16 protein-coding genes are annotated in these 23,876 nt (G+C 68.3%); 10 read left to right on the top strand and 6 right to left on the bottom strand.

The features are described 5' to 3' along the window. Positions 1 to 3: 3 nt before the first annotated feature. From QRN21_RS10560 to QRN21_RS10575, 4 genes are read left to right on the top strand one after another with little or no spacing between them, the layout of a single operon-like run. Complete coding sequence (locus tag QRN21_RS10560) at positions 4 to 789, top strand: hypothetical protein (protein ID WP_187250316.1); 786 nt, start codon at positions 4 to 6, stop codon at positions 787 to 789. Continuing rightward, complete coding sequence (locus QRN21_RS10565) at positions 786 to 2,378, top strand: polysaccharide pyruvyl transferase family protein (protein ID WP_285364002.1); 1,593 nt, start codon at positions 786 to 788, stop codon at positions 2,376 to 2,378. Before QRN21_RS10560 ends, QRN21_RS10565 begins: the two co-directional genes overlap by 4 nt. After that, positions 2,375 to 3,466 carry a glycosyltransferase family 4 protein gene (locus QRN21_RS10570; protein ID WP_285364004.1) on the top strand — a complete coding sequence of 364 codons (1,092 nt, stop codon included), beginning with the start codon at positions 2,375 to 2,377 and terminating at the stop codon, positions 3,464 to 3,466. The genes QRN21_RS10565 and QRN21_RS10570 overlap by 4 nt, the downstream gene beginning before the upstream one ends. After that, on the top strand, positions 3,463 to 6,288 hold the full coding sequence (locus QRN21_RS10575) for a glycosyltransferase family 2 protein (protein WP_285364005.1): 2,826 nt from the start codon (positions 3,463 to 3,465) through the stop codon (positions 6,286 to 6,288). The genes QRN21_RS10570 and QRN21_RS10575 overlap by 4 nt, the downstream gene beginning before the upstream one ends. A gap of 83 nt (positions 6,289 to 6,371) precedes the next feature. Here the strand turns inward: QRN21_RS10575 and QRN21_RS10580 are convergent, their stop codons facing one another. The 3 genes from QRN21_RS10580 to QRN21_RS10590 are packed head-to-tail and all read right to left on the bottom strand — an operon-like array spanning position 6,372 to position 12,166. Then, positions 6,372 to 8,747 carry a glycosyltransferase gene (locus tag QRN21_RS10580; protein ID WP_285364006.1) on the bottom strand — a complete coding sequence of 792 codons (2,376 nt, stop codon included), beginning with the start codon at positions 8,745 to 8,747 and terminating at the stop codon, positions 6,372 to 6,374. An 11-nt stretch (positions 8,748 to 8,758) separates the two neighbouring features. Then, positions 8,759 to 11,104, bottom strand: coding sequence for a glycosyltransferase (locus tag QRN21_RS10585; RefSeq protein WP_285364007.1), 2,346 nt, complete (start codon positions 11,102 to 11,104; stop codon positions 8,759 to 8,761). A 15-nt stretch (positions 11,105 to 11,119) separates the two neighbouring features. After that, complete coding sequence (locus tag QRN21_RS10590) at positions 11,120 to 12,166, bottom strand: hypothetical protein (protein ID WP_285364008.1); 1,047 nt, start codon at positions 12,164 to 12,166, stop codon at positions 11,120 to 11,122. 24 nt (positions 12,167 to 12,190) lie between these two features. Between QRN21_RS10590 and QRN21_RS10595 the strand changes: the two genes are divergently transcribed. Next, complete coding sequence (locus QRN21_RS10595) at positions 12,191 to 13,240, top strand: hypothetical protein (protein ID WP_285364009.1); 1,050 nt, start codon at positions 12,191 to 12,193, stop codon at positions 13,238 to 13,240. A gap of 15 nt (positions 13,241 to 13,255) precedes the next feature. Here QRN21_RS10595 and QRN21_RS10600 read toward each other — a convergent pair whose 3' ends face one another. Next, on the bottom strand, positions 13,256 to 15,589 hold the full coding sequence (locus QRN21_RS10600; RefSeq protein ID WP_285364010.1) for a glycosyltransferase: 2,334 nt from the start codon (positions 15,587 to 15,589) through the stop codon (positions 13,256 to 13,258). 40 nt (positions 15,590 to 15,629) lie between these two features. Between QRN21_RS10600 and QRN21_RS10605 the strand changes: the two genes are divergently transcribed. From QRN21_RS10605 to QRN21_RS10625, 5 genes are all read left to right on the top strand, one after another. Then, positions 15,630 to 16,796, top strand: coding sequence for a nucleotide sugar dehydrogenase (locus QRN21_RS10605; RefSeq protein WP_187250323.1), 1,167 nt, complete (start codon positions 15,630 to 15,632; stop codon positions 16,794 to 16,796). 104 nt (positions 16,797 to 16,900) lie between these two features. Beyond that, positions 16,901 to 17,752, top strand: a complete 852-nt coding sequence (locus QRN21_RS10610; RefSeq protein ID WP_056279731.1) for an ABC transporter permease — start codon at positions 16,901 to 16,903, stop codon at positions 17,750 to 17,752. After that, complete coding sequence (locus tag QRN21_RS10615; RefSeq protein ID WP_230100393.1) at positions 17,745 to 19,412, top strand: ABC transporter ATP-binding protein; 1,668 nt, start codon at positions 17,745 to 17,747, stop codon at positions 19,410 to 19,412. Before QRN21_RS10610 ends, QRN21_RS10615 begins: the two co-directional genes overlap by 8 nt. Before the next feature lie 123 nt (positions 19,413 to 19,535). After that, a complete protein-coding gene (locus tag QRN21_RS10620) occupies positions 19,536 to 20,585 on the top strand; it encodes a hypothetical protein (protein ID WP_285364011.1) in 1,050 nt (349 codons plus the stop codon). Beyond that, a complete protein-coding gene (locus QRN21_RS10625; RefSeq protein WP_285364012.1) occupies positions 20,582 to 21,688 on the top strand; it encodes a glycosyltransferase in 1,107 nt (368 codons plus the stop codon). The genes QRN21_RS10620 and QRN21_RS10625 overlap by 4 nt, the downstream gene beginning before the upstream one ends. On the opposite strand, the gene QRN21_RS10630 is transcribed toward QRN21_RS10625, so the two are convergent. Both QRN21_RS10630 and QRN21_RS10635 read right to left on the bottom strand, forming a co-directional pair. Next, on the bottom strand, positions 21,689 to 22,654 hold the full coding sequence (locus tag QRN21_RS10630) for a glycosyltransferase family 4 protein (RefSeq protein WP_285364013.1): 966 nt from the start codon (positions 22,652 to 22,654) through the stop codon (positions 21,689 to 21,691). Beyond that, a complete protein-coding gene (locus QRN21_RS10635) occupies positions 22,651 to 23,778 on the bottom strand; it encodes a glycosyltransferase (RefSeq protein WP_056279740.1) in 1,128 nt (375 codons plus the stop codon). Before QRN21_RS10635 ends, QRN21_RS10630 begins: the two co-directional genes overlap by 4 nt. Positions 23,779 to 23,876 lie beyond the last annotated feature (98 nt).

Genomic DNA, 23,876 nt, shown 5'->3' on the forward strand with positions numbered 1-23,876 from the left:
TTCGTGGGGAACTCCCACCTGGGAACCATCGCGCCCGCGCTGACGAAGGCGCGAGGCGATCGAGATGTCGCGCACTTCATCTCGCGAACGTACGGGACTGTCGATGCGGTCGTCGTCAGCGACTCGGGCACGGTCGAGCTCCCTTTCATCAAGCTGGAGGATCCGCCGCGATACGGCGCGGAGATCGATGTGCGACGCGCCGACGCCGTCGTCGCGGTCGGCCTCAACTTCTCCTTGGTCCAGATGGTCAAGCTCTGGCAGAGCTTCGCTCCCGTCGACGCCGTCGGAGACTACGGAGTGCCGTCGCTCAGCGACGCGGTCTGGAACGCGTATGTCGATGCGGCGTTCGACCAGATCTTCATGGCGCGCCTCACCCGACTGCTGGTGGACGTCGGAGCCGCGCAGGTGATCGTGATTCCGCAACCTGCTCCTGCGGAGTGGGTGTCTTCGAGAGACGGCGAGAAGTTCGCGCTGTACGGGCGCCTGGCGTCGAGCGGCGACTGGAACAGAGTGCGCTCGGACTTCGCGCGACAGGTGCGTCGGCTCGAGGACGAGGGTGTGCGGGTGTTCTCACAGCCCGGCCCGACTCTCACCGCCGACGGTTTCACCGAGAACGTCTACGCGATGGGCGATCCCTCCGACACCGGAGCCGATTCGTTCTATTCCCGTGGAGATTTCTACCACATGAACAGGTCTTTCGCCGCCGCGCTCGCGACCGGATTCTACGATTGGCTCGGTGAGCCGGGCCAATCGCCGGCGAGTGGCGACCCGATGAAGGCAGGATCGTGACAGCCACGAGCGGAGCTCTGCTGACCCGTCTCGGAGGCATCGACGTCCTCTCGTGGAACCCGCTGCGAACGGCCGAGGGCGAACCCGGAGGCCGTCTGGTCAACAACTTCGGAGATCTGCTCGGACCTCTGCTGGTGGAGCGGATACTCGGTGACCTGAGCATGAGGGCGTCTTCGACGGAGTCCTCCGAGGCGCCGGTGCTGATCACGATCGGTTCGGTGCTTCACTTCGCACCGGAGGGCGCGGTCGTCTGGGGCACCGGGGTGAACTTCAAACTCGCATCCAAGCTGCCGCCCCACTTCGAGACGCTCGACATCCGCAGCGTTCGGGGTCCCCACTCCGCCCGTCTCATCACGGCCAAGGGGGGCAGGGTGCCGGCCGTGTTCGGCGATCCTGCGCTTCTGCTCCCGCGGTTCATGCCGGAGCTGAGAAGCTGGGGCCGTACCGGAGCGGGCGGGATGCTCATCGCCCCGAACCTCAACGACTTCGAAGAGATGTCGCAGACCGCGACCTCGCTCGGCTACACAGTGCTCGATCCGAGAGCGCCGTTGAACGCAGTGCTCCGGACGATCGCCGGGAGCGGCTTCGTCGTGGGGAGTTCGCTGCACGCCATCGCGATCGCGGATTCGCTCGGCATCCCGGCCCGCTTCGTGGTGTCCGCCGCCGAGGGAGCACTCAAGTACCGCGACTATCTGGCGGGAACCGGTCGGCCGCTCACTAGGATCTCGGGGGACATCTCCGCTGCCATCGACCTCGGCGGACACACGGCGCCGGACGTCGACCTCGACGCCCTGCTCTCCGCATTCCCACACGACCTGTGGGGTCGTGCAGCGTCGTACGCGCGACCCGCCGTCTTCGACGACCGCGACGTCATTCTCGCGGCGTGGGCCGACGTGGGTGTCGCGTCGGGACCCGACGAATCCGGGAGCCGTGACCACTTCGTGCAGGAGGTGTTCCCTCATGTCGTCGAGGCGGGCCGCGCCCTGATCGAGGGCGATGACGGGACGGTCCGCTCCGTGTCTCGTCGTGCATTCGACGGCAGCTTCGCGGAAGCGCACGCATACCGACTCGCGCTGGTGCCCGGACTCGAGCACACGGACCTGTCGACGGCCGATGCAGGCCTGCTCGCGGCGCTCGACGGAGGGGACCCCGACAGATTCCTCCGCGCACTCTGGCTCGAGCGCGAAGGGCCGCACGCACTGATGCGAGCTGTGCGCTCGGCTGAGGGGCTGCACGTCCTCTCGATAGCCCTGCGCGTGGGGACCCCCACCAACCAGGTGTCCGCCATCGAGGTGGTCTGTCAGGATGACGCCGGCAGGGAGAGCACCGCCGACCTGCCCGTCTTCGCGATGTACCACCGCCAATGGTCGATCGACCTCACCGCATCCGTCGCCATGGGCTCGGAGGTCGAGATCGATTCGGTCATCGTCCGCGTGACCCACGCGGACGGGTCATCCTCGCAGATCCCCGTCATGCGGGGGACCCAGGACCAGAGCACCCTCGTGGGGTACCCGTCGCTCGCGGACTCCGTGCCGTGGCGGGAAGCCGGTGCCGACATCAGTCTTCAGAATGGGACATTCACAGCGTGAGCGGAAAAATCCACGTCTTCCCCGCCTGGGCGCAGAATCCGTATCTGAACATGCTCTATGTCGGGGCACGCTCGGAAGGATGGCGCGTCGAGGGGTCCAAGACCATCGAGACGCTGGTCGACGCTCTGCCCGGCCTGACGGACGGCGACATCTTCCACATCCACTGGACGAGTCCCATCGTGAACTCGGACGGCACTCGTGACATCGCAGAGCGCTCCCTCAAGCGCTTCGCGGGGATCCTCCTGAGGCTGCGCAAGGCGGGCGTGCGGATCATCTGGACCGTCCACAACACGCTGGCTCACAACACCCCGTATCCGGACCTGGAGGTCAAGCTGGCGCGCCTCCTCGCGGAGCGCGCCGATCGGATCATCCAGCTGAACGCCAGCACCAGCGAGGCCGTCTCGGAGTTCTACGATCTCCCACCCGAGAAGATCGTCACCCTGAGGCACGCCAGCTATGCGGGTATCTACTCCGACCCGCCCTCCCAGGACCAGGCTCGTGAGCTTCTCGGGATACCGTCGTCCGCATCGGTGGTCGGATTCGTCGGGCAGATCCGCGGATACAAGGGCATCCCGACCCTGCTGCGCGCGGTGGGGAAGGCGTCATCCCACGTCGACGATCTCGTTCTGGTGCTCGCCGGAAAGACGGCACCCGAGGATATCGCTCTGATCGAACGGGAGCTGCCGACGGGCGTGCCGACCGTGCGACGGCACTCGTTCATCAGCGACGCGAACATCTCGGCGTGGTTCGCGGCGTGCGACGTGCTGGTCTTCCCCTATGAGCGCGTGCTCAACTCCGGCAGCGTCCTGCTCTCGGCGACGTTCGCGCGACCGTGCATCCTGCCCGCCGAGCCTCATCTCATCGCGGAGTACGGCGCGCAGCCGTGGGTGACCTTCTACGACACCCGGCGCGATCCCGTGTCTGCCCTGGCGGACACGATCGCGGCTGCCTTCCCCGTGAGGGAGGACGTGCGAGCTGCGGCGACGCGATTCGCATCCGAATACTCGACGCTGCACATGGCCTGGGACTATGTGTCGATCATCGAGGACCTGACCGACTCTTCCACGCAGACCACGGAGGTGCCATGAACGAGGTCGCTGATCTGAGCGTGGTCGTCATCTTCCCCGAATCGCCCATGCATGTGAGCGACCTCCTGTGGTCGACCCTGCGAGAGGATTCCCCGACCCTGGACGTCGTCGTCGTCGTCGACGGGCGCAGCAGCCCGGACGTCGCGTCGGTCGTGCGCACGGCGGCGCGCTCTGATGCGCGTGTTCACGTGATCGACGCGGACAGCGCACGGGGGCGAAGCGCAGCGCTCGCCGCTGCTCTCGAGCGCTGCTCAGCCTCCTGGGTGACGGTCGCGGATGCCGACGGGCTCTCGATCCGGGGCGGCTACCGAGCCTTGGTCGCCAGCCTGCAGGCGTCCGGATCGGACATGGCTGTCGGAACCGCGGAGTCGATCGCCAAGCACCGCTACCGGATCGGTCGTGCAGTCGACGGCGCGCTCGACACGGACGCGACGAGCATCCTGCTGGAGGACCGGCCCGGCCTGGTCTCGGATGACATCCTGTGCGGCAAGGTGATGCGGCGCGATCTGATCCGTTCGCTCGTGCACGCGGAGGATCCGTGGCTCGAGGAGCTTCTCGTAGCCCGGCTGTATCTGGCTGCGGGCCGCGTCGATATCGTCTCGCGTTCCGTCGTCTTCTGCCGGGAACGTCCGAGCAAGAGCCCGGCTGCACCGATGTCCTCGCGCTGGGTCACGGACGAATCTCGCATCTGGGCTGCGCTCGCCGCTGCTCCGCTGGCAGTGCGCCAGTTGTATGCCCGCGAGGTGATCTCCCGTGACGTGCTGAACCCGAAGGCGCTCGATCTCCTCGCCGCCGGTCAGGAACGACCCGATGCGAAGGAGCTCGTCAACGATCTCGCGCGAGACCTCTCGACGACCTCGTTGTCGAATCTGACGATCTGGAAGCGCTGGCAGCTCGCGCTGATCGCGATGGGCCATGCTGCCCTGGTGGACGTCGCACGGCCCGATGGCCGCCCCATCGGGGTCGACGACGTGCCGAGCTTCGATTCGACCCCCCTTCTCGTCGACGCCTGGGCCCCGCTCGGGCTGCGCGGGGAGGAGGACCTCCGGGACGCGTTCATCGATCGATTCGTGTCGCGACCCGGGGCGACATCGGGGGACCCCGACACCGACTCCGATGCCATCGACATCTCCGTCATCATCCCCACCTACAACGTGGTCCACTACGTGGACGAGCTCCTCGAGAGCATCCGGGCCTCCGTGGGCGTCAGGATCGAGATCATCGTCGTCGACGACGGGTCGACCGACGGGACTCAGGACAGAGTCCTCGCGCATCAGCGCGCGGACCCCCGGGTGCGTCTGGTGAGGTCGCCCGGGGCGGGCGGCGGACAGGCGCGCGACGCCGGCATCGAGCTCGCCCGCGGAAAGTACCTCGCGTTCGCCGACGGTGATGACGTCGTCCCGCCACGCGCGTACGCGCACCTGCTGTCGCTCGCGCGCAGGTCGGATCCGGATGTCATCAACGGCAGCTATCTGAAGTTCTTCACGACCTCGACGTGGGACGCGGGCACCGGTTTCAATCAGGCCTATGCGCTCCCTCTCGAGAACGTCACGATCGAGACCCACCCCCAGCTGGTCAGGCACCGGGCGGTGTGGAACCGTCTCATCCGGCGCGAGCACTGGCAGCAGACCGCATTCCCCTTTCCCGGGGTTCCGCGATCGAACGACATCGTCGCGATGACGAGCGTCCTCTTGAGCGCGCGATCGATCGCGGTGTCCCCGCTGCCGGCGTACGTCTACAGAGACCGTCCGGGCGGGGGCTCCATGACCTCGCGCGCGGGCTCGACGGATTACACGGTGAGCTACTTCAGCGAAGAGGCGACGTGCGCCGCGCTGGTCCAGCAACGCGAGTCGGCGCCGGTGACCCGCGAGTACTGGGCGATGGTGCTCAACGCCGACGCCTGGCAGAACATCGGCAAGTTCCTCGAGCGTCGCTCCGGCGACCGCGCCGAGGACCGTCGGGTCGCGGAACAGATCGCGAAGCTGCTCTCGCGTGCGCCCCGCAACGAGCTCCGCAGACTGAAAGCAGAGAACCAGGTCGTCTGGGCGCTCGCCGCGGACGGTCGATTCAACGAGGCGCGGATCATGCTGCGCGCCGAGAAGTCGGCATCCACGCTGAACGCCGACCAGCTCATCCGTGCGCTGTCGGCTGCCGAGGCGCTGCCGACGATCCCTCGGGCCACGATCGACAGCCTCTCACTGAAATACCTGATGCGCCGGTTCATCAGTGATCCGTCATGGCGGACCGATGCCTTCTCGCCGGCCCTGCCGGTGCTGCGGAGACGTCTTCTGGATCCGAACGTCCCCCTTGCTGTCGTTCCCCACAGTCTGGAAGAACGGCTCGCGGGTGCCATCGTCGAGTCAGATGACGTCGACCTCGCCCGGCAGTCGATCAGTCCTCCGTCCGCCGGCATCGCCGCCACGCTGAGAAGCGGGGCGCGGACCACGCTGTCAGGCGCGATGACGGGACTGCGACCCGGGGGAGTCACGCGTCTCGTCGCTCGACAGTACCGAGACCGGGATCGAGTCCGGTTCCCGATCCGCCACTTCGACTTCGACGATCGCACCTGGTCGGCAGAGATCTCCCCCGAGCTCTTCCCTCGGGCAGGGGTGTGGGTGATCGAGCTCGAGTATGAGGACTCACTCGGGATGCGCCGGTCGCCCCTGAAGATCGAAGAGGCGGCCAACCGGTTCTTCCCCGGTCGGTTCCAGCGCCTGACGGCGGCCAGCGCGGGCAAGAACCGCTCCATGATCCGTGTGAGGGACTCGATCGTCGAGCGGGTCGGTCACCGAGCGTCGCGCATCACGGGCAAGCGCGGCTGATCGGCAACCGCCGTCACCGACCCGGCGCGATGGCCGTCACCGACCTGCTGTGATGTCGATCATCGAACTCTCGCGACGGGGTGTCACGTGAGCGTGCGCTTGATCCTTCGAGCGATCGGACCCATCCAGGGAGCGACCTCGATGAGTCTTCTCGCTGCCGGAGCGGCACGCTGTGTGGCGCGCGCCCGCCACGTCGTCGCGACCCTCGCCGGCGTCCCGGGCGTGCTTCCGGCCGCACCGCGAGAGCGCTGAGGCCCGGAGCGCGTCGCCGCGTGCTCCTCGGCGAAGGTGATGGAGAGGTCGATGAGCTGCCGGACGTCGTCGACTGTCGGTACGGGTGACAGCTCGGACGGAAGCGCGCCCTCGACCAGCCGGCGATACAGCACCGCGAAATCGTGTGAGAGCTCTCGCTCGGCTGCGGCCAGCGACGCCGCCGACATGCGGGTGTAGACGTCGGCGTCGGCGACGACCTCGGCGATCTGTCGGGCGAGAGCCTCGGCATCCCCCCAGGCCGTCTTCGCGACGCCCCCGTTTCCATCGGTCACGGCCAACCACGGCAGGTCGTACATCGCGACCGGGAGCCCCCGCGCCTGTGCCTCCGGGATCGTGAGGGGGTAGCCCTCGATGATGCTGGTGTTCACGAACAGATCGGACGAGTCGATGGCGGCACTGAGGGCGGCACCATGAAGCGGTCCCACCGCTTCGACGCGGTGCGCGAAGCGTCGCGCCTTCGCCATCCCGTTCAGCCGTGACGCCGTCATGTCGCGCCAGTCGGGGCCGATGATCCGGAGCCGGAAATCGACGCCCATCCGCTCGAGGTGCTCGGCGACGTCGATCAGCTCGCTGACCCTCTTGGTGCGTTGCTGCAGGCGGCCCCACCAGACCAGCTCGACGCGCCGCCCCGCAGGTGGGCGCCGCGGCGCGGTCGCGATTCCGGCAGAGAGCAGGTTAGACGACGGCGGATTGGGAAGGTAGGACACACGCGGCATCCCTCGCAGCTTCCAGAACGCGACGTCGAGTGGCGAGAGAACGACGAGATGCGAGAGCAGCGCGAAGTATCGCGGCGCGGATTCGAGGCGATCGAGACCGAGCAGCAGCGATCGACCGGCGAAGTTGTGCGACCACCCGATCGTGGCGACACCCTCAGCGCGTGCCGCGAGCGCGAAGGCCTGCCACGACGGTGAGTACTGCCACTGGTGGTCGATCACGAGATCCACCTCGTGCTGCGTGCAGATCTCGGCCCACTGGGCGAGCGAGCCGCCCAGGGTGTCCGCCGACACCTCGGCGAAGCCGACGCCGGCCGGAAGGTTCGAGAGATCGCTGCCCGGCTCGCGGGCCACGACCGTCACGCGGAAGCCGGAGTCGTGCAGCACCCGAGCCTGAGAGATCACGACGCCGGAGATTCCACCGGTGCGCAGATGGTTCGTTGCGAGGATGATGCTGTGCACCGGTCGAGCGACGAGCTCGATCGCGTCGCCGTGGGCGGCGAGCGTGTCCATCGCCTTCGGCCAGTGCAGGGCGGTCGCCTGCACGATGTCGTGGGCGGACGCCCGGGTGTACAGGTCGGCGAACATCGCATCGCGCAGATCCGCACGTGTGTGCTCTGCCAGGTAGTGGGTGGTGTATCCGATGATGGCGCGTCGTACGGATGCGTAGGTCGAGAGCACGAGGTCAGGGTCGATGCTCGTGCCGGCGACCCGGAGGACGGCCGGCTCGATCGAATCGATGGATCGGATGGCTCCTGCGTAGAACGATGCGGTGCTGAGGTCACGCACCTTCTGGCCGCTTCCGCCTCGCCCGAAGTGATAACGGTACAGGCGGTCCGGGATCGATTCGAAGCGAGCGGCCAGCGCCGCGGCGAGGAAGGAGATCGGCAGGTCGTTGACCCTCGGCAGCACCAGGTCTGCGGGCATGAGCGCATAGGCATCGGCGAGGAGGCGGGTACGGAACAGGTAGCGCCACAACTGCCCTTGGGCAGGGCGATCCAGCGGGAAGAGGCCGCGCAGGACATCGCTGCCTGTGAGAGTGGGGTGCTTCGGCTGCAGGCGTGACTCGAACGGCCCCCCGGTGCGCCCATCGAGACGCACGACCTCGACTCCGAACTGCACGAGATCAGCGCCGGTCTCCGTCGCCTTCTCGAGAGCTGCCCGGGCAGCCGTCTCCGCGAGTTCATCGTCACCGTCGAGGAACAGCAGATGATCGGCCTTCGCCGCGAGGATCCCGACGCGACGAGCCTGGTACGCCGACGCGTTCTGCTGCTGGCGGATGAGTCGCACGCGCGAGTCCCGAGCGCTGTAGCGTTCGACGATCGCGGCGGTGTCGTCGGTCGACGCGTCGTCGACCACGATGACCTCGATCGCTGCCAGCGTCTGCCGAAGACAGCTGTCGAGAGCGGTGGCGATCACGTCGGCATCGTTGAAGACGGGGACGACGATCGAGACGAGGGGAGTCGCTTGCATGTGGTCTCTCGCTATCGGCGCAGCAATACGCGCTTGACTTTGTTCGCCGCCGGTCGAAGCCACGGAGCAGCATCGATGACGCGGTGGCCGATGGGGGTCAGCTTCCGCTCGAGACGCTCCCCGAACGTACGCGGCTGCGACCGAGGGCGGAGTGCTGCGGGCGCGAGCGCCGTCGACCGAGAGGGCGCCGCTCGTGGCGGCGGGGTGCTCCGCTCGGCGAAGAAGACGAGCAGTTCGAGCACCTTGCGTCCGTCGTCGAGCGTGGGCTCGGGAGAGAGCTCCGCTGGAAGGCCACCATGCAGCAGCTGCTCGTAGAGCTGGGCGAAGTCGAACGAGGTGGCGTCAGCCGCGGCCAGGACGGAGGCTCTCGACATCGCTTCATACCGGGCCGGATCCGCGGCGACATCCGCGATCGCCTGGGCGAGCGACTCCGGATCCTGCTGCGCCGTGGTGACGACGCCGGCGTTGTCCTGGATGAGCGACAGCCACGGCAGGTCGTACATCGCGATCGGAAGACCGCGTGACTGTGCCTCGGGGAGGGTGAGAGGGTACCCCTCGATGATGCTCGTGTTGACGAAGATGTCCGACGAATCGATCACCTCGAGGAGATCCGATCCATGCCGAGGACCGGTGGGCTCGACGCGGTCGGCCACGCCTCGGGTCGCGGCCAGATCCCGCAGCCGATCCGCGCTCATGTCGGCCCAGTCCGGACCGACGATCCGCAGCCGGAAGTCGATCCCGAGCCGCTGGAGCGCCGCGGCCACCTCCACCAGCTGCGTGACCTTCTTGGTGTGCTCTTCCAACCGCCCCCACCAGACGAGCTCCAGCCGGCGACCCGCCGGCGCCGGCTTCGCGCTGCGCGGTTCGCCGACGGCGAGGAGGAACGGCGACGGCGGGTTCGGGAGGTAGCTCACGTGACGGATGCCCCGGAGCTTCCAGAACGCCACATCGAGCGGAGAGAGCACCACCAGGTGCGCGAGCGCGCTCAGATGGGTCTGGAGCAGCGTCTGGAGGTCGTTCCCGTTGTACGTGGGGCGGCCTGCGAAGTTGTGTATCCAGCCGATGGTCGCCGACCCTGCCGAGCGGGCCGCGAGCGCGAACGAAGGCCAGTCGCGCGAATACAGGATGCGGTGGTCGATGACCACATCGACGGCGAAGCGTCGGCAGAACTGCGCCCACTGCGAAACGCGCTGACGTCGGCTCGTGCCGGTCAGTTGAACGAGCGTGGCGCCTTCGGGAACGAGCGATTCGGCGCTCCCGGGGCGATGCGTGACGATCGTCACCCGGTATCCGGCTCTGAGAAGGAACCGCGCCTGCGTGAGCAGCACACCCGAGACCCCGCCGGTGGTCAGCACATTGGTCGTCAGCAGCACGCTCCGCACCGGCGCGCGGCCGAGTTCGAGACGTTCCCCGTGCGTGACGAGCGCGGGGATCGCGTCGGGCGCGAAGGTCACGGCCGCCGCGATCAGGTCGAGGTCACCGACGCAGGATCGCAGCGTCTCGTGCGCGTGGGCCCGCGCCTCCTGCGGCAGCGCGGCGAAGGCGTCGAGTGCTTCCCCGATCGCGGTGAGATAGCCCGTGGTGTACCCGTCGAGCAGTGGCTCGGGGTCCGCGCTGTGTCGGGCCTTCTCCCGGACGGCCGGCTCGACGGCTTGCAACGACCTGACGTGGTGCATCGCTTGTTCGAGGCGCACCGGGTCAGCGGCGATGTCGCGCTGCTGCGATCGGCGCAGGTACTCGACCGTGCTGACCGCTCCATACGACTCCGCGGATGCGTAGGCCAGCAGCACGGTGCCCCGGTCGTCCATGAGCGGGCCGGAGTCGGTTGCGGACGTCGCGTACGCCCGTCGCAGCAGGTCGGTCTGGAACAGGTGTCGCGAGGGCACGAGCTCGGCGACGGTGTCCCGGGGGACGAGGGCGCGGAGGATGTCGGGTCCGTGGAGAGGCCCCGACTCAGCCGGGTGCGTCTCGCCCTTGCGGTCATCGGGCGACGTCTGGACGGCGAATCCGACGAGCTGCGCCTGCGATTCCACGGCGCAGCGGTGGAGCCGCATCGCGGCGCCGCGAGCCACGGTGTCTCCCGGCTCGAGCAGCAGCACGTACGGCGCCGTCGCGGCTTCGACCCCCGCCCGCCGGAGCTGCGAGCGGGCGGAATCGGAAGGTCGGGTGATGGTGACGACACGCGGATCCGAGGTCGCCTCTGCGGAGGCGAGTCCGGTTCCGTCGGGGAGCACGCAGACGATCTCGATCTGGGCGAGTGACTGGGTGAGACACGATCGAAGGCTGCGCGCGACGGAGTCTGCTTCTGCGTCGGCGGGGACGATGAAGGAGACGAGAGGAGTCGAAGGCGTCGGCATGAGAGTCGTCCGGCGTCAGCGCGCGGCCGCGGCGGCGCGATACACCGCGAAGTACTGCTCGCTGACCAGGTTGGGGTCGCGCGCATCGAGGCGGGGGCGACCGGTGGGCGGATCTGCTCGCAATGCGGCGAGCTCGTTCTCGAGTGTCTGGGCGGTCAGCGGACCGGCATGGCGCCGCACCCATGAAGGGCCGACCTCGTCAGCGAGCGCCCGCGTCTGCGGGCTGTCCTCGACGAGCACGGGCCGATCCAGCGACAGAGCGAGCATGAGGACGCTCTGGGACCTGTGGTTCGTCGGCGCTGTGATGAGCACGATCTCCGCCTGGCTGATCTCCGAGACGCATTCTGCATCGGAGAGGAGCTCGTCGCGCAGCGACACCGTGTCGGTGAGGTCGGCAAGCGTTCGCGCGTAGGAGTCCTCGAGGTCGATCGGCACCTTGCCTGCGAGGCGCAGCGTCCAGCCGGGCGGGTCAGCGACTCCGAAGACGCTCACGGCCGGTCGGGACGACGGATGCAGGGTGTTGACCGCCGTGATCAGCACGCGGCCCGCGACGGCCTCTTCCCGAGGGAAGCCGAGGAACCGGTCGCGAAGGTGGCTGTGGCCGATGACGACCGTCGCTCTGCCGTCCGCCGCCGTCACGGCATCGAGCGATGTCACGGTCGTCGCTGCCGCATCGACGATCGCCTCCGCTCGGGACCGCGACCGATCCGCCTCCGTCTCGCGCACGGTGCGCACGAGGGCGATGCCTCGGCGTCGGAGCATCTTCGTGAAGCGCTTCGCCCGCCGTGTGCGCTCTCGGTCGCGAGTGCGGGGGCCGCCGATGACCGTCGCGATGTCGGTCAGGTGGATCACATCCACGCCGTGCGCCCGAAACGGGTCGGTGCGGAACTCCAGCACGGCGCCGGTCGGAGCACGACCCTCCGAGTCGTCGCCGACGAGTTCATCGACGTAGTCGACGCGATGCCGCGGCGGGCGCGAGGTGACGAGCACCGTCGGAACGGAAGCCTCGGTCGCGCCCGGTTCAGTCGCTGCTCCGGTCCTGGGGAGGGGCACGGAGAACACAGAGCCACCATATAGTGGGGTGCAGTGATTGTGAAACCGACTCAGCATGTGTTCGCCCATCTCAGCGGGCAGGACGACAACCTCGGCGACTCCGCACTGCGACTCGCCTATCTCGAAGCCTTGAGAGGTGCGGGGCGGCACGTGCACGTCTATCTCGGTGAGGCGACGAGTGATTTCACGGCCGGGTTCACACCGGCGTCAGACCTCACGTTCTATGACGCGAGAGGGGAGTGGGCCCAGGCCGAGGCCGCGGCCGCTCGTCCCGTGCACGCGTTCAACGCCGGGGAGATCAATCCGCGTGCGGGGCACTTCCCGGTGCCACGCCGTGCGGCCGAATGCGCACGGGTCCTCGACGCGGGCGGGGCGCTGATCTTCGCCGGCATCGGCATCAAGAACGTCGACACGCTGCATGGCGTGGTGTTCGACCCGGTCATGCGCGACGCCTCGGTGATGTCGTGGCGCGATCGAGGCTCTCGCGACGGTGCGGGATTCGGCGATTTCGCGCCGGACTGGGCCTACTCGGAGGGGCGAGCGGTCGACGAGTGGGCTGCGGCCGGCGATCGACCGCTCATCGCGGTGACCATGCGCTTCGACCGGGCGTGGCCCGGTGAGCAGTGGCTCGCGGACGTCCGTGCGTTCGCGGCTGCGACTCAGACGCGGATCGTCACCGTCGCCCAGGTGGCGCGCGACGCGCCTCGAGCGGTTCGGCTCGCAGAGGCTCTCGGCGGTGAGTACGTGATGCCCTCGAGCATGCGGCACGACGTGCTCGACGACTACGTGCGCGCGGTGTACCGGCAGTCGCTCGCCGTCATCAGCGACCGGGCGCACGGCCTCATCATCGGTGCGACCGAGGGGGCATACCCGATAGGTTCGGGCAGCGACCCGCACAAGATCTCACGCCTTCTGACAGCCGTCGGACTCGGTGACCTCGTCGGTCGATACGAACAGCTCGGCGAATTCGCCGAGCAGTTCGAGTCGCACCTGCCGTCGCTCGCGCCGGCGGTCCACTCGGCCCGTGAAGACATCGTCCGCCTGACCGCGCGCATCCACGCGGCGATGGATGCCGTGGCATAACGCCGACTTCGAGACTCAGCGCGCGCCGAGCCAGCCTTTCGCGCGGTGCGCGAGCGGCTGGAGTCCCGGGATCCGCCGCAGGGTCGCGCGGCCGAGTGGCGCCGCGGACTGCCAGGCGCGCTGGCCCCAGGTCGACGAATCGGCGGACGAGACGGAGCGGCCATCCGCGCGCTGGGCGAAGAACACCAGCAGACCGAGCAGGCGACCGGCATCGTCGAGCGTCGGCTCGGGCGAGTACATCGGCGACAGCTCGCCGGTTACCACTTCGCGATACAGCTGCGCGAAGTCCTGGTCGCGCGCCCGTCTCGCGGCATCCACCGACGCCAGAGACAGCTGACGATAGCCCTCCGGATCAGCGAGCGTCTCGGCGAGCCGGGCGGCGAGCCCCCGGGCGTCCCCCTGGGGCACGGCGACGACACCCTGGTTGTCCTGCACGAGCGTGAGCCAGGGGAGCTCGTACATGAAGACCGGGAGCCCCCGGGCCTGTGCTTCGGCGATCGTGAGCTGATACCCCTCGATGATGCTGGTCGAGACGAAGGCATCCGCGGAGTCGATGGCCGAGACCAGCGCAGCCCCTCGCAGAGGCCCGACGGCGACGACGGCATCTCCGACGCCGCGACGACGCGCGAGGGCGTTGAGCTTCTTCGCGGTGACGTCATCCCAGTCCGGGCCGACGATCCGCAGTGTGAAAGGCACGCCGAGGGCGCGCAGCTGCACTCCGACCTCGACGAGCTCCCGCACCTGCTTGGTCCGCTGCTCGAGTCGCCCCCACCACACCAGCTCGAGACGGTCGGACGGCGGCGTCTTCGCACCTGTGCGAGCCGCCGACTCGAGCATCAACGGCGAGGGCGGGTTCGGCAGGTACGCCACGTTCTCGATGCCGCGCAGGCGGAAGTAGGCGACGTCGAGCGGTGACAGCGTGATGAGCTGAGCGAGCGTCGAACTGCAGCGCTCGATCAGGGTGAGCCGATCGTTGCCGTCGTAGACCGGTCGAGCGACGAAGTTGTGCAGCCAGCCGATCGTCGCCGCGCCCTCGGCTCGTGCCACGAGCGCGAACTCGGGCCAGGTGTCGGTGTAGAGCAGTTGGTGGTCGATGACCACGTCGACCTCGTGGGCGCGACAGATCTCGGCCCACTGCGTGAGCTGGGCGGGCAGTTGACGTGAGGTCAGCTCGACGAACGGGATGCCGGCGGGAAGAACGGTCGCGTCGCTGCCGCCGTTGCGGGCGACGACGGTCACCCGGTAGCCCGCCTCATGCAGATAGCGCGCCTGCGAGGTGAGCACGGCCGACACGCCGCCGGTACGGAGGGTCGACGTGACGAGCAGGATGCTGCGTGCGGGCCGGTCAGGCAGCCCCTGCCACGTCGTGTGGAACCTGAGAGCCTTGAGAGTCGCCGGATAGAACCGCGCAGCGGCATGGATGATGTCCGGGCCGCTGACGACCGTGTGCAGATGTGCGAGAGCGCCGTCGAGCATGCCCTCGTCGCTGTGCTCGACCAGCTGGAAGCACACGTATCCGATGATCGAGAAGCGCACCGACGCGTAGGTGTCGCGGACGAGGGTCGGATCGGCATGTGCGGTTGCGAGTGCCTCGACAGCCGATCCGATCGCGTCGACCGAGCGGATCGCCCCTGTGTAGAACCGCGCCCGTTCGAGGGTGTCGACCCGGTGCCCGCTGCCACCGCGACCGAAGTGATAGCGGTACAGCTTGTCGGGGACCGCCGCGTAGCTCTCGGCGAGTATGGCCACGAGGAAGAGAAGCGGCAGGTCGTTGATGCGCGGGAGCACGAGGTCGTCGGGGACGAGGGAGTACGCCTCGCGCAGCACGCTCGTGCGGAAGAGGAATCGCCAGAGCTGACCCTGAGCAGGCTTTCCCACCGGGAAGAGGGTGCGCAGCACGTCATCGCCGGCGTGCGGATGCTGCGGCACCTGCAGGCGCACCTCGTACGGGCTGCCGGTGCGGCCGTCGCGCTCGATCACCGTGACACCGAACCCGACGATGTCCGCGTCCGTCCCCTCGGCCTTCGCGACCGCGACCGCGGCGGCATCCGGGGTCAGCTCGTCGTCGCCGTCGAGGAACATCACGCGATCGGCGGTCGCCGCGAGGATCCCCGTGCGGCGAGCCTGGAAGGCCGACAGGTTGCGTTCGTGTCGCACGACGCGCACTCGCGGGTCCCGTCGGCGGAATCGCTCGAGCACGCCGGCAGTGCCGTCGGTCGAGGCGTCATCGACGCAGATGATCTCGATGTCGACGAGGCTCTGCGCGAGGGCGCTCTCGAGAGCCGTCGCGACAGTCGCGTCGTCACCCGAGACCGGTATGACGATGGAGAGCAGAGGGCGCGGTGTCATCGCGCACGAGTCTATCCGCGGGCCGGGATAGCCTGAGGGCATGAAGATCGCCATCGCCGGGACCGGATACGTCGGCCTGTCCAACGCCGTCATCCTCGCCCAGCACCACGAGGTGTTCGCCGTCGACATCGACCCTGCGAAGGTCGAGCTGCTCAGTCGCCGCGTCTCGCCCATCGCCGACGTCGAGCTCGAGGACTATCTCGCCACGCACGAGCTCGATCTCACGGCGACCGTCGACGCCGAGGAGGCCTACCGGGACGCCGACTTCGTCGTCGTGGCCACGCCGACGAACTACGACGAGGTGACCAACTACTTCGACACCTCGTCGGTCGAGAACGTCATCGACACCGTGCTCGCCGTGAACCCGGACGCCGCGATCGTGATCAAGTCGACGGTGCCGGTGGGATTCACCGCGCGCATGAACGCGGAGCATGGACAGGCGACGATCGTCTTCTCTCCGGAGTTCCTGCGAGAGGGGCGCGCGCTGCACGACAACCTCTATCCGTCGCGCATCGTCGTCGGCGACCGCGGCCCCGTCGGCGAGGCATTCGCCGCCCTTCTGCTCGAAGGGGCGATCGCCACCGACGTGCCCGTGCTGCTCACCGAGTCGACCGAGGCCGAGGCGATCAAGCTCTTCGCCAACACCTACCTGGCATTGCGCGTGGCGTACTTCAACGAGCTCGACACCTACGCAGTGGTGCACGGGCTCGACACGAAGCAGATCATCGAGGGAGTGGGACTCGACCCGCGCATCGGGTCGCACTACAACAACCCCTCCTTCGGCTACGGCGGATACTGCCTGCCCAAGGACACCAAGCAGCTGCTGGCGAACTACTCGAAGGTGCCGCAGAACCTCATCGCGGCGATCGTCGATGCCAACAGCACCCGCAAGGACTTCGTCGCCTCCGACATCCTCGCCCGAGAGCCCCGGACCGTGGGCGTCTATCGCCTCGTCATGAAGTCCGGGTCGGACAACTTCCGCGCGTCGTCGATCCAGGGCATCATGAAGCGCATCAAGGCGAAGGGCGTCGAAGTCGTCGTGTACGAGCCCTCGCTCGAGGAGGACGAGTTCTTCCACTCCGAGGTCGTTCGCGATCTCGACGAGTTCAAGTCCAGGGCCGATGTCATCATCGCCAACCGCTCCACGGATGCGCTCGACGACGTCGTCCATAAGATCTACACCCGCGACATCTACGGTCGCGACTGAGCCTGGGTCCAGACGACGGACTCACCCGGTGGGGTAGCATGATCCGATATGCCGGCTTCGTGCATGCGCATCGTGCGACGCGGTAGAGAGGTAGAGGATTCGGTATGGGAGCGACTGCTGTGCCCGCGACCTCCGGTCTGAGCGAAGTCGGGACGCGTCCTCGCTTCGGCGACTACCTCGCCGACACCTGGCAGCTTCGCACCTTCGCCCTGCGGCTGGCTGGCAGCCGTCTGATCGCGGGACTGCTGCCGAACCGTCTCGGTGTGCTGTGGGTGGTCCTCAAACCGCTCTCCCTCGCGATCGTCTACGGCACGATCTTCAACTTCATCCTCGCCGGCGCCGCGCGGCCGGCGAACTTCGTGCCGTACCTCATCGTCGGCGTGTTCGTCTTCGAGTTCTTCACCGGCTGCTTCGGCAGCGGATCCAAGGCGATCACGAGCAACTCCAAGCTCGTCCAGAGCTTCGGATTCCCGCGCATCCTCCTGCCGATCTCGGTGATCGCGGAGCAGGCGATGCGAATGGTGCCCGTCGTGCTGCTGCTCGGCATCCTGCTGCTCATCCTGGGCGAGCCGGTGGCGTGGTCGTGGCTCCTGATCATCCCGATCCTCGCGGTCATGGGCGTGTTCAATCTGGGCATCGCTCTCATCGTCGCGCGGATCTCGGTGCGCACGCGTGACATCCAGCAGCTCGTCCCGATCATCAACCGCGTGCTCTTCTACGCCAGCGGCATCTTCTTCAACATCGACGGCGCGCTCGGGGGGTACCCGGTGCTGCTCACGATCGCGCACCTCCTGCCGACGTATGAATTCATCGCCCTGGCCCGCGACGTGATGCTGGACGGCTATGCCGCGCCGCTCCTCGCATGGATCGCTGCGCCGATCTGGGCACTGGTGGCGATCGTCGGGGGGACGATCTTCTTCTGGCAGGGCGAGCCGAGGTATGGCCTCAGTGACTGATCTTCTGCTCCCGGACACGCGAGCGAACTCGCTCGACACCTCGCCACGGCCGATGATCGTGGCCGACAACGTGCACGTCAACTATCGCGTGTACGCATCCGGCAAGCGGATGACGACGCGCGAATCGCTGACGAGTCTGCGCTCCTTCCGAGGCGGTCGAGACCTCCACACGGTCCCGGCGCTGCGAGGAGTGAGCTTCACGGCGACGGAGGGCGAGTCGATCGGCGTCGTCGGCCACAACGGCTCGGGGAAGTCCACGCTGTTCCGGGCGATGACCGGACTCATCCCGCCTTCCGAGGGCGCGATCTACGCTCGTGACCGCCCCGTGCTCCTCGGTGTGAACGCTGCGCTCGTCCCGGAGCTCTCGGGCGAGAACAACATCAGGCTCGGACTGCTGGCGATGGGATTCAGCCCCGAGGAAGCGGCTGCGCGCGTCGACGAGATCGCCGACTTCGCGGAGCTCAACGACTTCATCTACCACCCGATGCGCACGTACTCGTCAGGCATGGGGGCGCGACTCAAGTTCGCGATCGCATCGGCGAAGGCGCATTCGATCCTCCTCATCGATGAGGCACTGGCCGTGGGGGACAGGCGATTCCGCGCGAAGAGCGAGAAGCGCATCAACGAACTGCGTGACAGCGCCGGCCTCGTGATGATCGTCAGCCACTCGACCGGTTCGCTCAAGCAGACCTGCGAGAGAGTGCTCTGGGTGCACAAGGGCGAGCTCATCGCCGACGGACCCACCGACGATGTCATCGCCGAGTATGTCGCCTGGACCAAGAACCCCGGGTCGAGTGCTGTCGGAGCCGCCTCCGCCGCGAAGCCGGCGACGAAGAACGCGCCGGTCGCCGTCGGGTTCGACGCAGGCGAGCATCTGCAGAGTGGTCGGTCCGGAGGCGGAACGCATGCCGCATCCGCACTCTCGTCCGGAGCTGAGGAGCCGCGCGCTCTCGCCCGTCGTGAGCGCCATCGTCGCGCCGAGAAGCGTACGAGAAAGCGCAGCGTGCTGCTGATGGTCCTCTCCGGAGTCGCGCTGCTGCTCGCGGTCGCAGCCGGAGCGATCATCGGCACCCTCAGCAGCGTCGCGGCGCCCGCTGACCCCGAGCCCTCGGTGCGTCCGACCCCCTCGGCCCCGGCCCCCGCCGCGGACCCCGTGATCAAGAGCTTCACCGCCAACACGGCGACGGTCGAATGCGCCTCAGAGGAAGCGGAAGCACAGGTGCTGCTGAGCTGGCAGATCGACGATGCCGAGAGCGTCGCGATCGCGGCAGGCGACGCTCAGGTCGATGCGCTCGAGTTCCCGATCGCAGCGGCGCTGCCGGCCAACCTCACCGATCGAGCGGTTCCCTTCGCGTGCGGCTCCGAGGCCACCGTGTACACCGTCACTGCGGAGAACGGCGACGGTGTGAGGGTCAGCGCTCCCGTCACCGTGACGCGCGCACTGCCTGTGGAGACCGAAGAGCCCGACAACCGGGACTCCCGGCCCGACCAGGAGCCGTCGCAGCCGATCGAGCCCGAGCCGGTTCCTCCGAGCGAACCCGCGCCGCCGGTGGAGCCGCAGCCGACCACTCCGCCGGTCGAGCCGACGCCCGAGCCGTCACTGCCGCCGGTCACCGAGCCTCCCGTCTTCGACCCAGGCACCGGAACGACCACCCCCTGAGCGCGGGGACCGCCGAGTTCCGCGGCATCCCTGACCGGCCCGAGCGCTGAGAGCGACTAGATTTACCTCATGCGCCGCCTGGTTCCTCTCTCATCCAGAGCGCCCCGGCGAACCCGGACGTTCGTGTCCCTCACCGGCCCCGCCGGCAACATCGGAGATGCGCTGATCCGGCGTGAAACCCTCGGCTGGGCGCTGGGAACGAGCGATCAGCTGGTCGCTTACACGGGAGACGCACCCGATGTGTGGCTGAGGCAGCTGAACCTGCCGCCGGACGCCATCGTCCTGCGGTCGAAGAAGTCGGTTCCGCGCTGGCTCTGGCTTCTCCTCATCGCCCCGCGGCACCCCGTGCTGGTCTTCGAAGCGGGGGAGATCCCGCTCGACCGCGGCAACGGACTCAGAGAGCTGGTGTTCCTGGCCGAGACCCTCGTCGTCCGTCTCAAGGGCGGCGTGGTCGTCCGTCCGCCGCGGGGGATCCGCGCGCCGTCGTCGCCCGCTCTCGCCATCCATCGTGCGGCAGCCCGCCTGTCGCAGGTGACACTGTGGCGCGACGAGTCGACGCTGGCGATCGCGCGCTGCGGCGCACTCGCACCCGACATCGGATTCTCGGCCGGCGTACGGGACGGGCGCCCATGGAGCGAACGCTCCGAGCTGCTGGTGAGTCTCCGCGGCGCACGCCCTCTGCCGGACGCGGCGTGGCTGAGCGCGGTGCGTGAGGCCGCCGAGTCCGCTGGCCTCTCGATCCGAACCGTCGTCCAGGTGCGGGAGGACGAGAGCCGGGCGCGCGAGCTCGCGCAGCTGCTCGGCGGCGAGTTCGAGGCCTGGGGAGACACCGATGCCCTCGTACAGGAGGAGCGCCTTCGACAGCGCTATGACACCGCGCAGATCGTGGTCAGCGACCGCATGCACGTTCTGGTGCTCGCCGCGCTGAGCGGGGCCATTCCGGTGGAGCTCGTGCCCAGCCCCACGCCGAAGATCTCGAAGGCCTTCGCGGCGATCGGTCTGCACGGACTCTCCGTCGACGCCTCTGCGAGCGACCCGCCGCGCCTGCAGGAGGCCCTCCGTCCGACGCCGGAACGCGCGGCAGAGGTCTGCGAGCGGGTGCGCATGGCAGCGTCGACTCTCGAGAGCGTCCAGCGGATGATCCGCGACGGCGTCCGCAGGACGCGAGCATGACCGACGCCTCGGCGCGCACCGGCACCCCGACCGGGCGGATCCTCTTCCTCTCGCACAGCCATCCGTTCGGGGTCTTCCGGGTCGGCAGCCACCACTACGCCCGAGTGCTGTCCGACCGCGGGGTCGATGTCGTCCACGTGAGCACTCCGATCTCCCTGGTGCATCGGCTGACCGGGCGGGTGAACACATCGCGCCTCACCGGCATCCCTCGTCGAGCCGAGCGAGACCGGGACGGCGTGCTGCAGATCGTCCCGAGCACCGTCCTGCCGAGGCCTCTGGCGGTGCCGACCGTCGCCCGGATGCTGCAACGCGAGGGCATCGATGCGGCGTTCGATGCGGTGCTCATCGATCAGCCGCTGCTCTGGGACTCATCCGTACGGTCGCTCTCGAGCCGCGTGATCTATCGACCGACCGACCTCTACCCCGGCGGGGTGAAGCACGCCCTGCAGCGACGAATTCTCGACCGCGCCGACGGTGTGATCGCCACCTCCGACGAAGTGCTGCGCGGGCTCGGCGACCTGCACGTGCCCTCGCTGATACTGGCCAACGGGGCGGAATCCGCTCGATTCGCACCGCCGCGCGCTGATGCGAGTCCCCGCGGCGCCCGCTGCGTGTATGTCGGAGCGCTCGACGACCGATTCGATTGGGGGCGCATCGAGGGCTGGGCTCTGGCTCGGCCGGACGTCGAGTTCGTCATCGCGGGGCCCGATGCACGCCCGCCCCGAGCCCTGCCGGCGAATGTCGAGATCGTGGGGCCCGTTCCGTACGCCGACGTACCGAGCCTGCTGCACACGGCGCGCGTCGGTCTCCTCCCGCTCTCCGACAGCCCGCTCAACGCGGGGCGCAGCCCGATGAAGCTCTATGAGTACCTCGCAGCCGGGCTGGCAGTCCTGGCGCGCGAGACGCCCGGCATCGGCGCATCATCCGACCTCGGCATCGAGGTCTACACCGATGACGGAGACGCGGATGCTGCGCTCGAACGCGCGCTGGCGCACCCGTCGCCGAACCGTTCCGGTGGCGCCCTCGCATCGTCCGCGTCGTGGGAGCGCAAGACGGACTCGCTCGAGCAGTTCCTCCGGACGGTTCCGAGTCGCAGCGTCTAGTCAGTCGAGCAGCCGGGTGATGGTCGCCGAGATGATCCCCGCGGTACGGTCCCAGTCATAGCCTTCGGGGGGATCGACCCGGCGTTCGGCGGACACGGCCTCCGTCAGGGCGCTGGCCCACTCGTGAGCGTCGTCGGCGGAGGCCACCGCACGACCGCGGTATCCCACGATCTCCCCGACTGCTTCGCATCCGGCCCAGTACACGACCGGCGTGCCGCAGCGGATCGATTCCAAGGCGGGCAGCCCGAACCCTTCGAGCGTCGAGGGCATCACGGTCGATGAGGCGCCGCGATAGAGGTCGGCGAGCTCCTCGTCACCGAGGTTGCTCACCCAGCGCACTCTGGCGTCGACGTGCCGTTGCGTCGCCCTGGCGGTGAGCTCCGCGACCTCGCGCTCAGGGACGACGGCAACGAGGCGCACGTCGCGTGCGGCGCTCAGAGCGTCGAGGACCACATCGAGATTCTTGTGTGCACGGCCGTTTCCGACGAACAGGATGTAGGGGTCGGACCGCTGCAGCGCGCCTTCTGGCGGACGGAAGGCCTCGGAGCATCCATTGCCCGCGTTGACGATCTCGACGTCGTCGTCGTCCACCCACGATCGAATGGCTCTGGCGGACGTCTCGGACACGGTGAGCACGATGCCGGCCCGGCGCACGACGGCACGTACCGGGCCTGAATAGTAGGCGGCGAACTTCCAGCGGTCGAGTCCCGGACTGCTCAGTTGGATGAGATCGTGCAGCGTGAGGAGCTGTCGTCTGCTGCGAAGGAGCGCGCCGTAGCCGGGGGAATAGACGAGAGCGTCGTGCGCCGCCGCCGGTCCCACCGAATGGAAGGCGTCGACCCCCGAGAACGGAGTGCCGCCCAGGCCAAGTGGTTCCCAGGGCAGGGTCAGCCGGGGGAGCACTTCCGAGGCGTATCGGCCGATGCCGTGCGTGCCGCGGTAGCGGTCGTCGACGAGGAGCGTCACGCGCTCCTCGTCTCAGGCAGGCGTGCGTCGTCGACCGATTCGGTCACCCATTCTCTGATGCGGTCGGCGAAGACCGCTTCCGAGAACCTCTGCGCCTGCGCACGACAGGCATCGGCTGACAGGCCGGCCACCACGTCGACCGCGCTGCGCAGCTCGTCGCGCGACCAGTGCTCGACGAACGCACCGGTGCTGCCCTCGACGATCGTCTCCGCGGTGCCGCCGACGGCCGCGGCGATCACCGGCTTGCCTGCCGCCATGGCCTCGACCGGGACGATGCCGAAGTCCTCCACCGCCGGGAACACGAGGGCGATGCACCTCTGCAGCAGAGCGCGATAGAGCTCCGCCCCCGGTGACGCGACGAAGAAGACACGACCGGGCGCGCGCTCCTCGGCGATCGAACGCAGGCGAGCCTCGTCCGATCCCGATCCTGCCAGCACGACGGGCACGTCGGCGGCGATCCCGGCCTCGATCACCAGATCCAGCCGCTTGTAGGGGATCAACCGTGAGAAGCCGAGAAGGAATGTCTCAGGCAGCGCCGCGAGGACGCGCTCATCGCGTTCGTCCGGCGCGGGCGGACGGGTGAAGCCTGCTACGTCGACGGGCGGGTGGATCACCGTGCTCTCGCGATGCCATGCCTGGGCTATGCGCCTCTGCACGAACACGCTGTTGGCGGCGATCGCCACCGGTTCCTGAGCGCGCTTGCGATCGACCCCCTTGAGCACTTTCGCCGCGGCTCGGGCAGCGAGCGTGTCGCCGCGCAGATCGAGCTCGGGGTTCCAGATGTATCGCGCCGGAGTGTGCGCGTACACGAGCTTCGGAGCATCCCGCGCAGAGCCCGCGAACCTCGCATGGTGCGCGAAGAGATGCGAACTCGTGAGGATCCAGTCGGCATCCACGCGAGGAAGGGCCCGCCAGGCGAGAGGCATCAGCGGGACGGCTGCGGCCTTGTGTCCGCGCAGCGGCGTGCGAGCGAGCCAGGTCTCGCCGTCGACGACGAATCGGCCGTCGCTCTCGTTCCACAGGCAATACCGCGCGGCGTCCGGGAACACCTCGTTCAGCGCCTCGAAGACGTTCTCGGAGCCGCCCCGCGGTGCGAGCCATTCGTGCACCAGCACGCCGCTCACAGCGCCGCCCTCTCCCCAGGGGGCGCGGGGGCGCGGAGTCTCGACGAAGCCTCGGCACGCATGCGTCGAGTCTAGGGAAGTTCCGCGCACACGGCCGC

This window comes from Microbacterium sp. LMC-P-041 (assembly GCF_030209555.1).
GTDB lineage: Bacteria > Actinomycetota > Actinomycetes > Actinomycetales > Microbacteriaceae > Microbacterium.

Bases quoted from the DNA above. Each gene is read 5' to 3' on its own strand.
- QRN21_RS10575 (WP_285364005.1), top strand. From the start codon at position 3,463: ATGAACGAGGTCGCTGATCTGAGCGTGGTCGTCATCTTCCCCGAATCG.
- QRN21_RS10625 (WP_285364012.1), top strand. From the start codon at position 20,582: ATGACCGACGCCTCGGCGCGCACCGGCACCCCGACCGGGCGGATCCTC.
- QRN21_RS10580 (WP_285364006.1), bottom strand. From the start codon at position 8,747: ATGCAAGCGACTCCCCTCGTCTCGATCGTCGTCCCCGTCTTCAACGAT.
- QRN21_RS10585 (WP_285364007.1), bottom strand. From the start codon at position 11,104: ATGCCGACGCCTTCGACTCCTCTCGTCTCCTTCATCGTCCCCGCCGAC.
- QRN21_RS10605 (WP_187250323.1), top strand. From the start codon at position 15,630: ATGAAGATCGCCATCGCCGGGACCGGATACGTCGGCCTGTCCAACGCC.
- QRN21_RS10600 (WP_285364010.1), bottom strand. From the start codon at position 15,589: ATGACACCGCGCCCTCTGCTCTCCATCGTCATACCGGTCTCGGGTGAC.
- QRN21_RS10610 (WP_056279731.1), top strand. From the start codon at position 16,901: ATGGGAGCGACTGCTGTGCCCGCGACCTCCGGTCTGAGCGAAGTCGGG.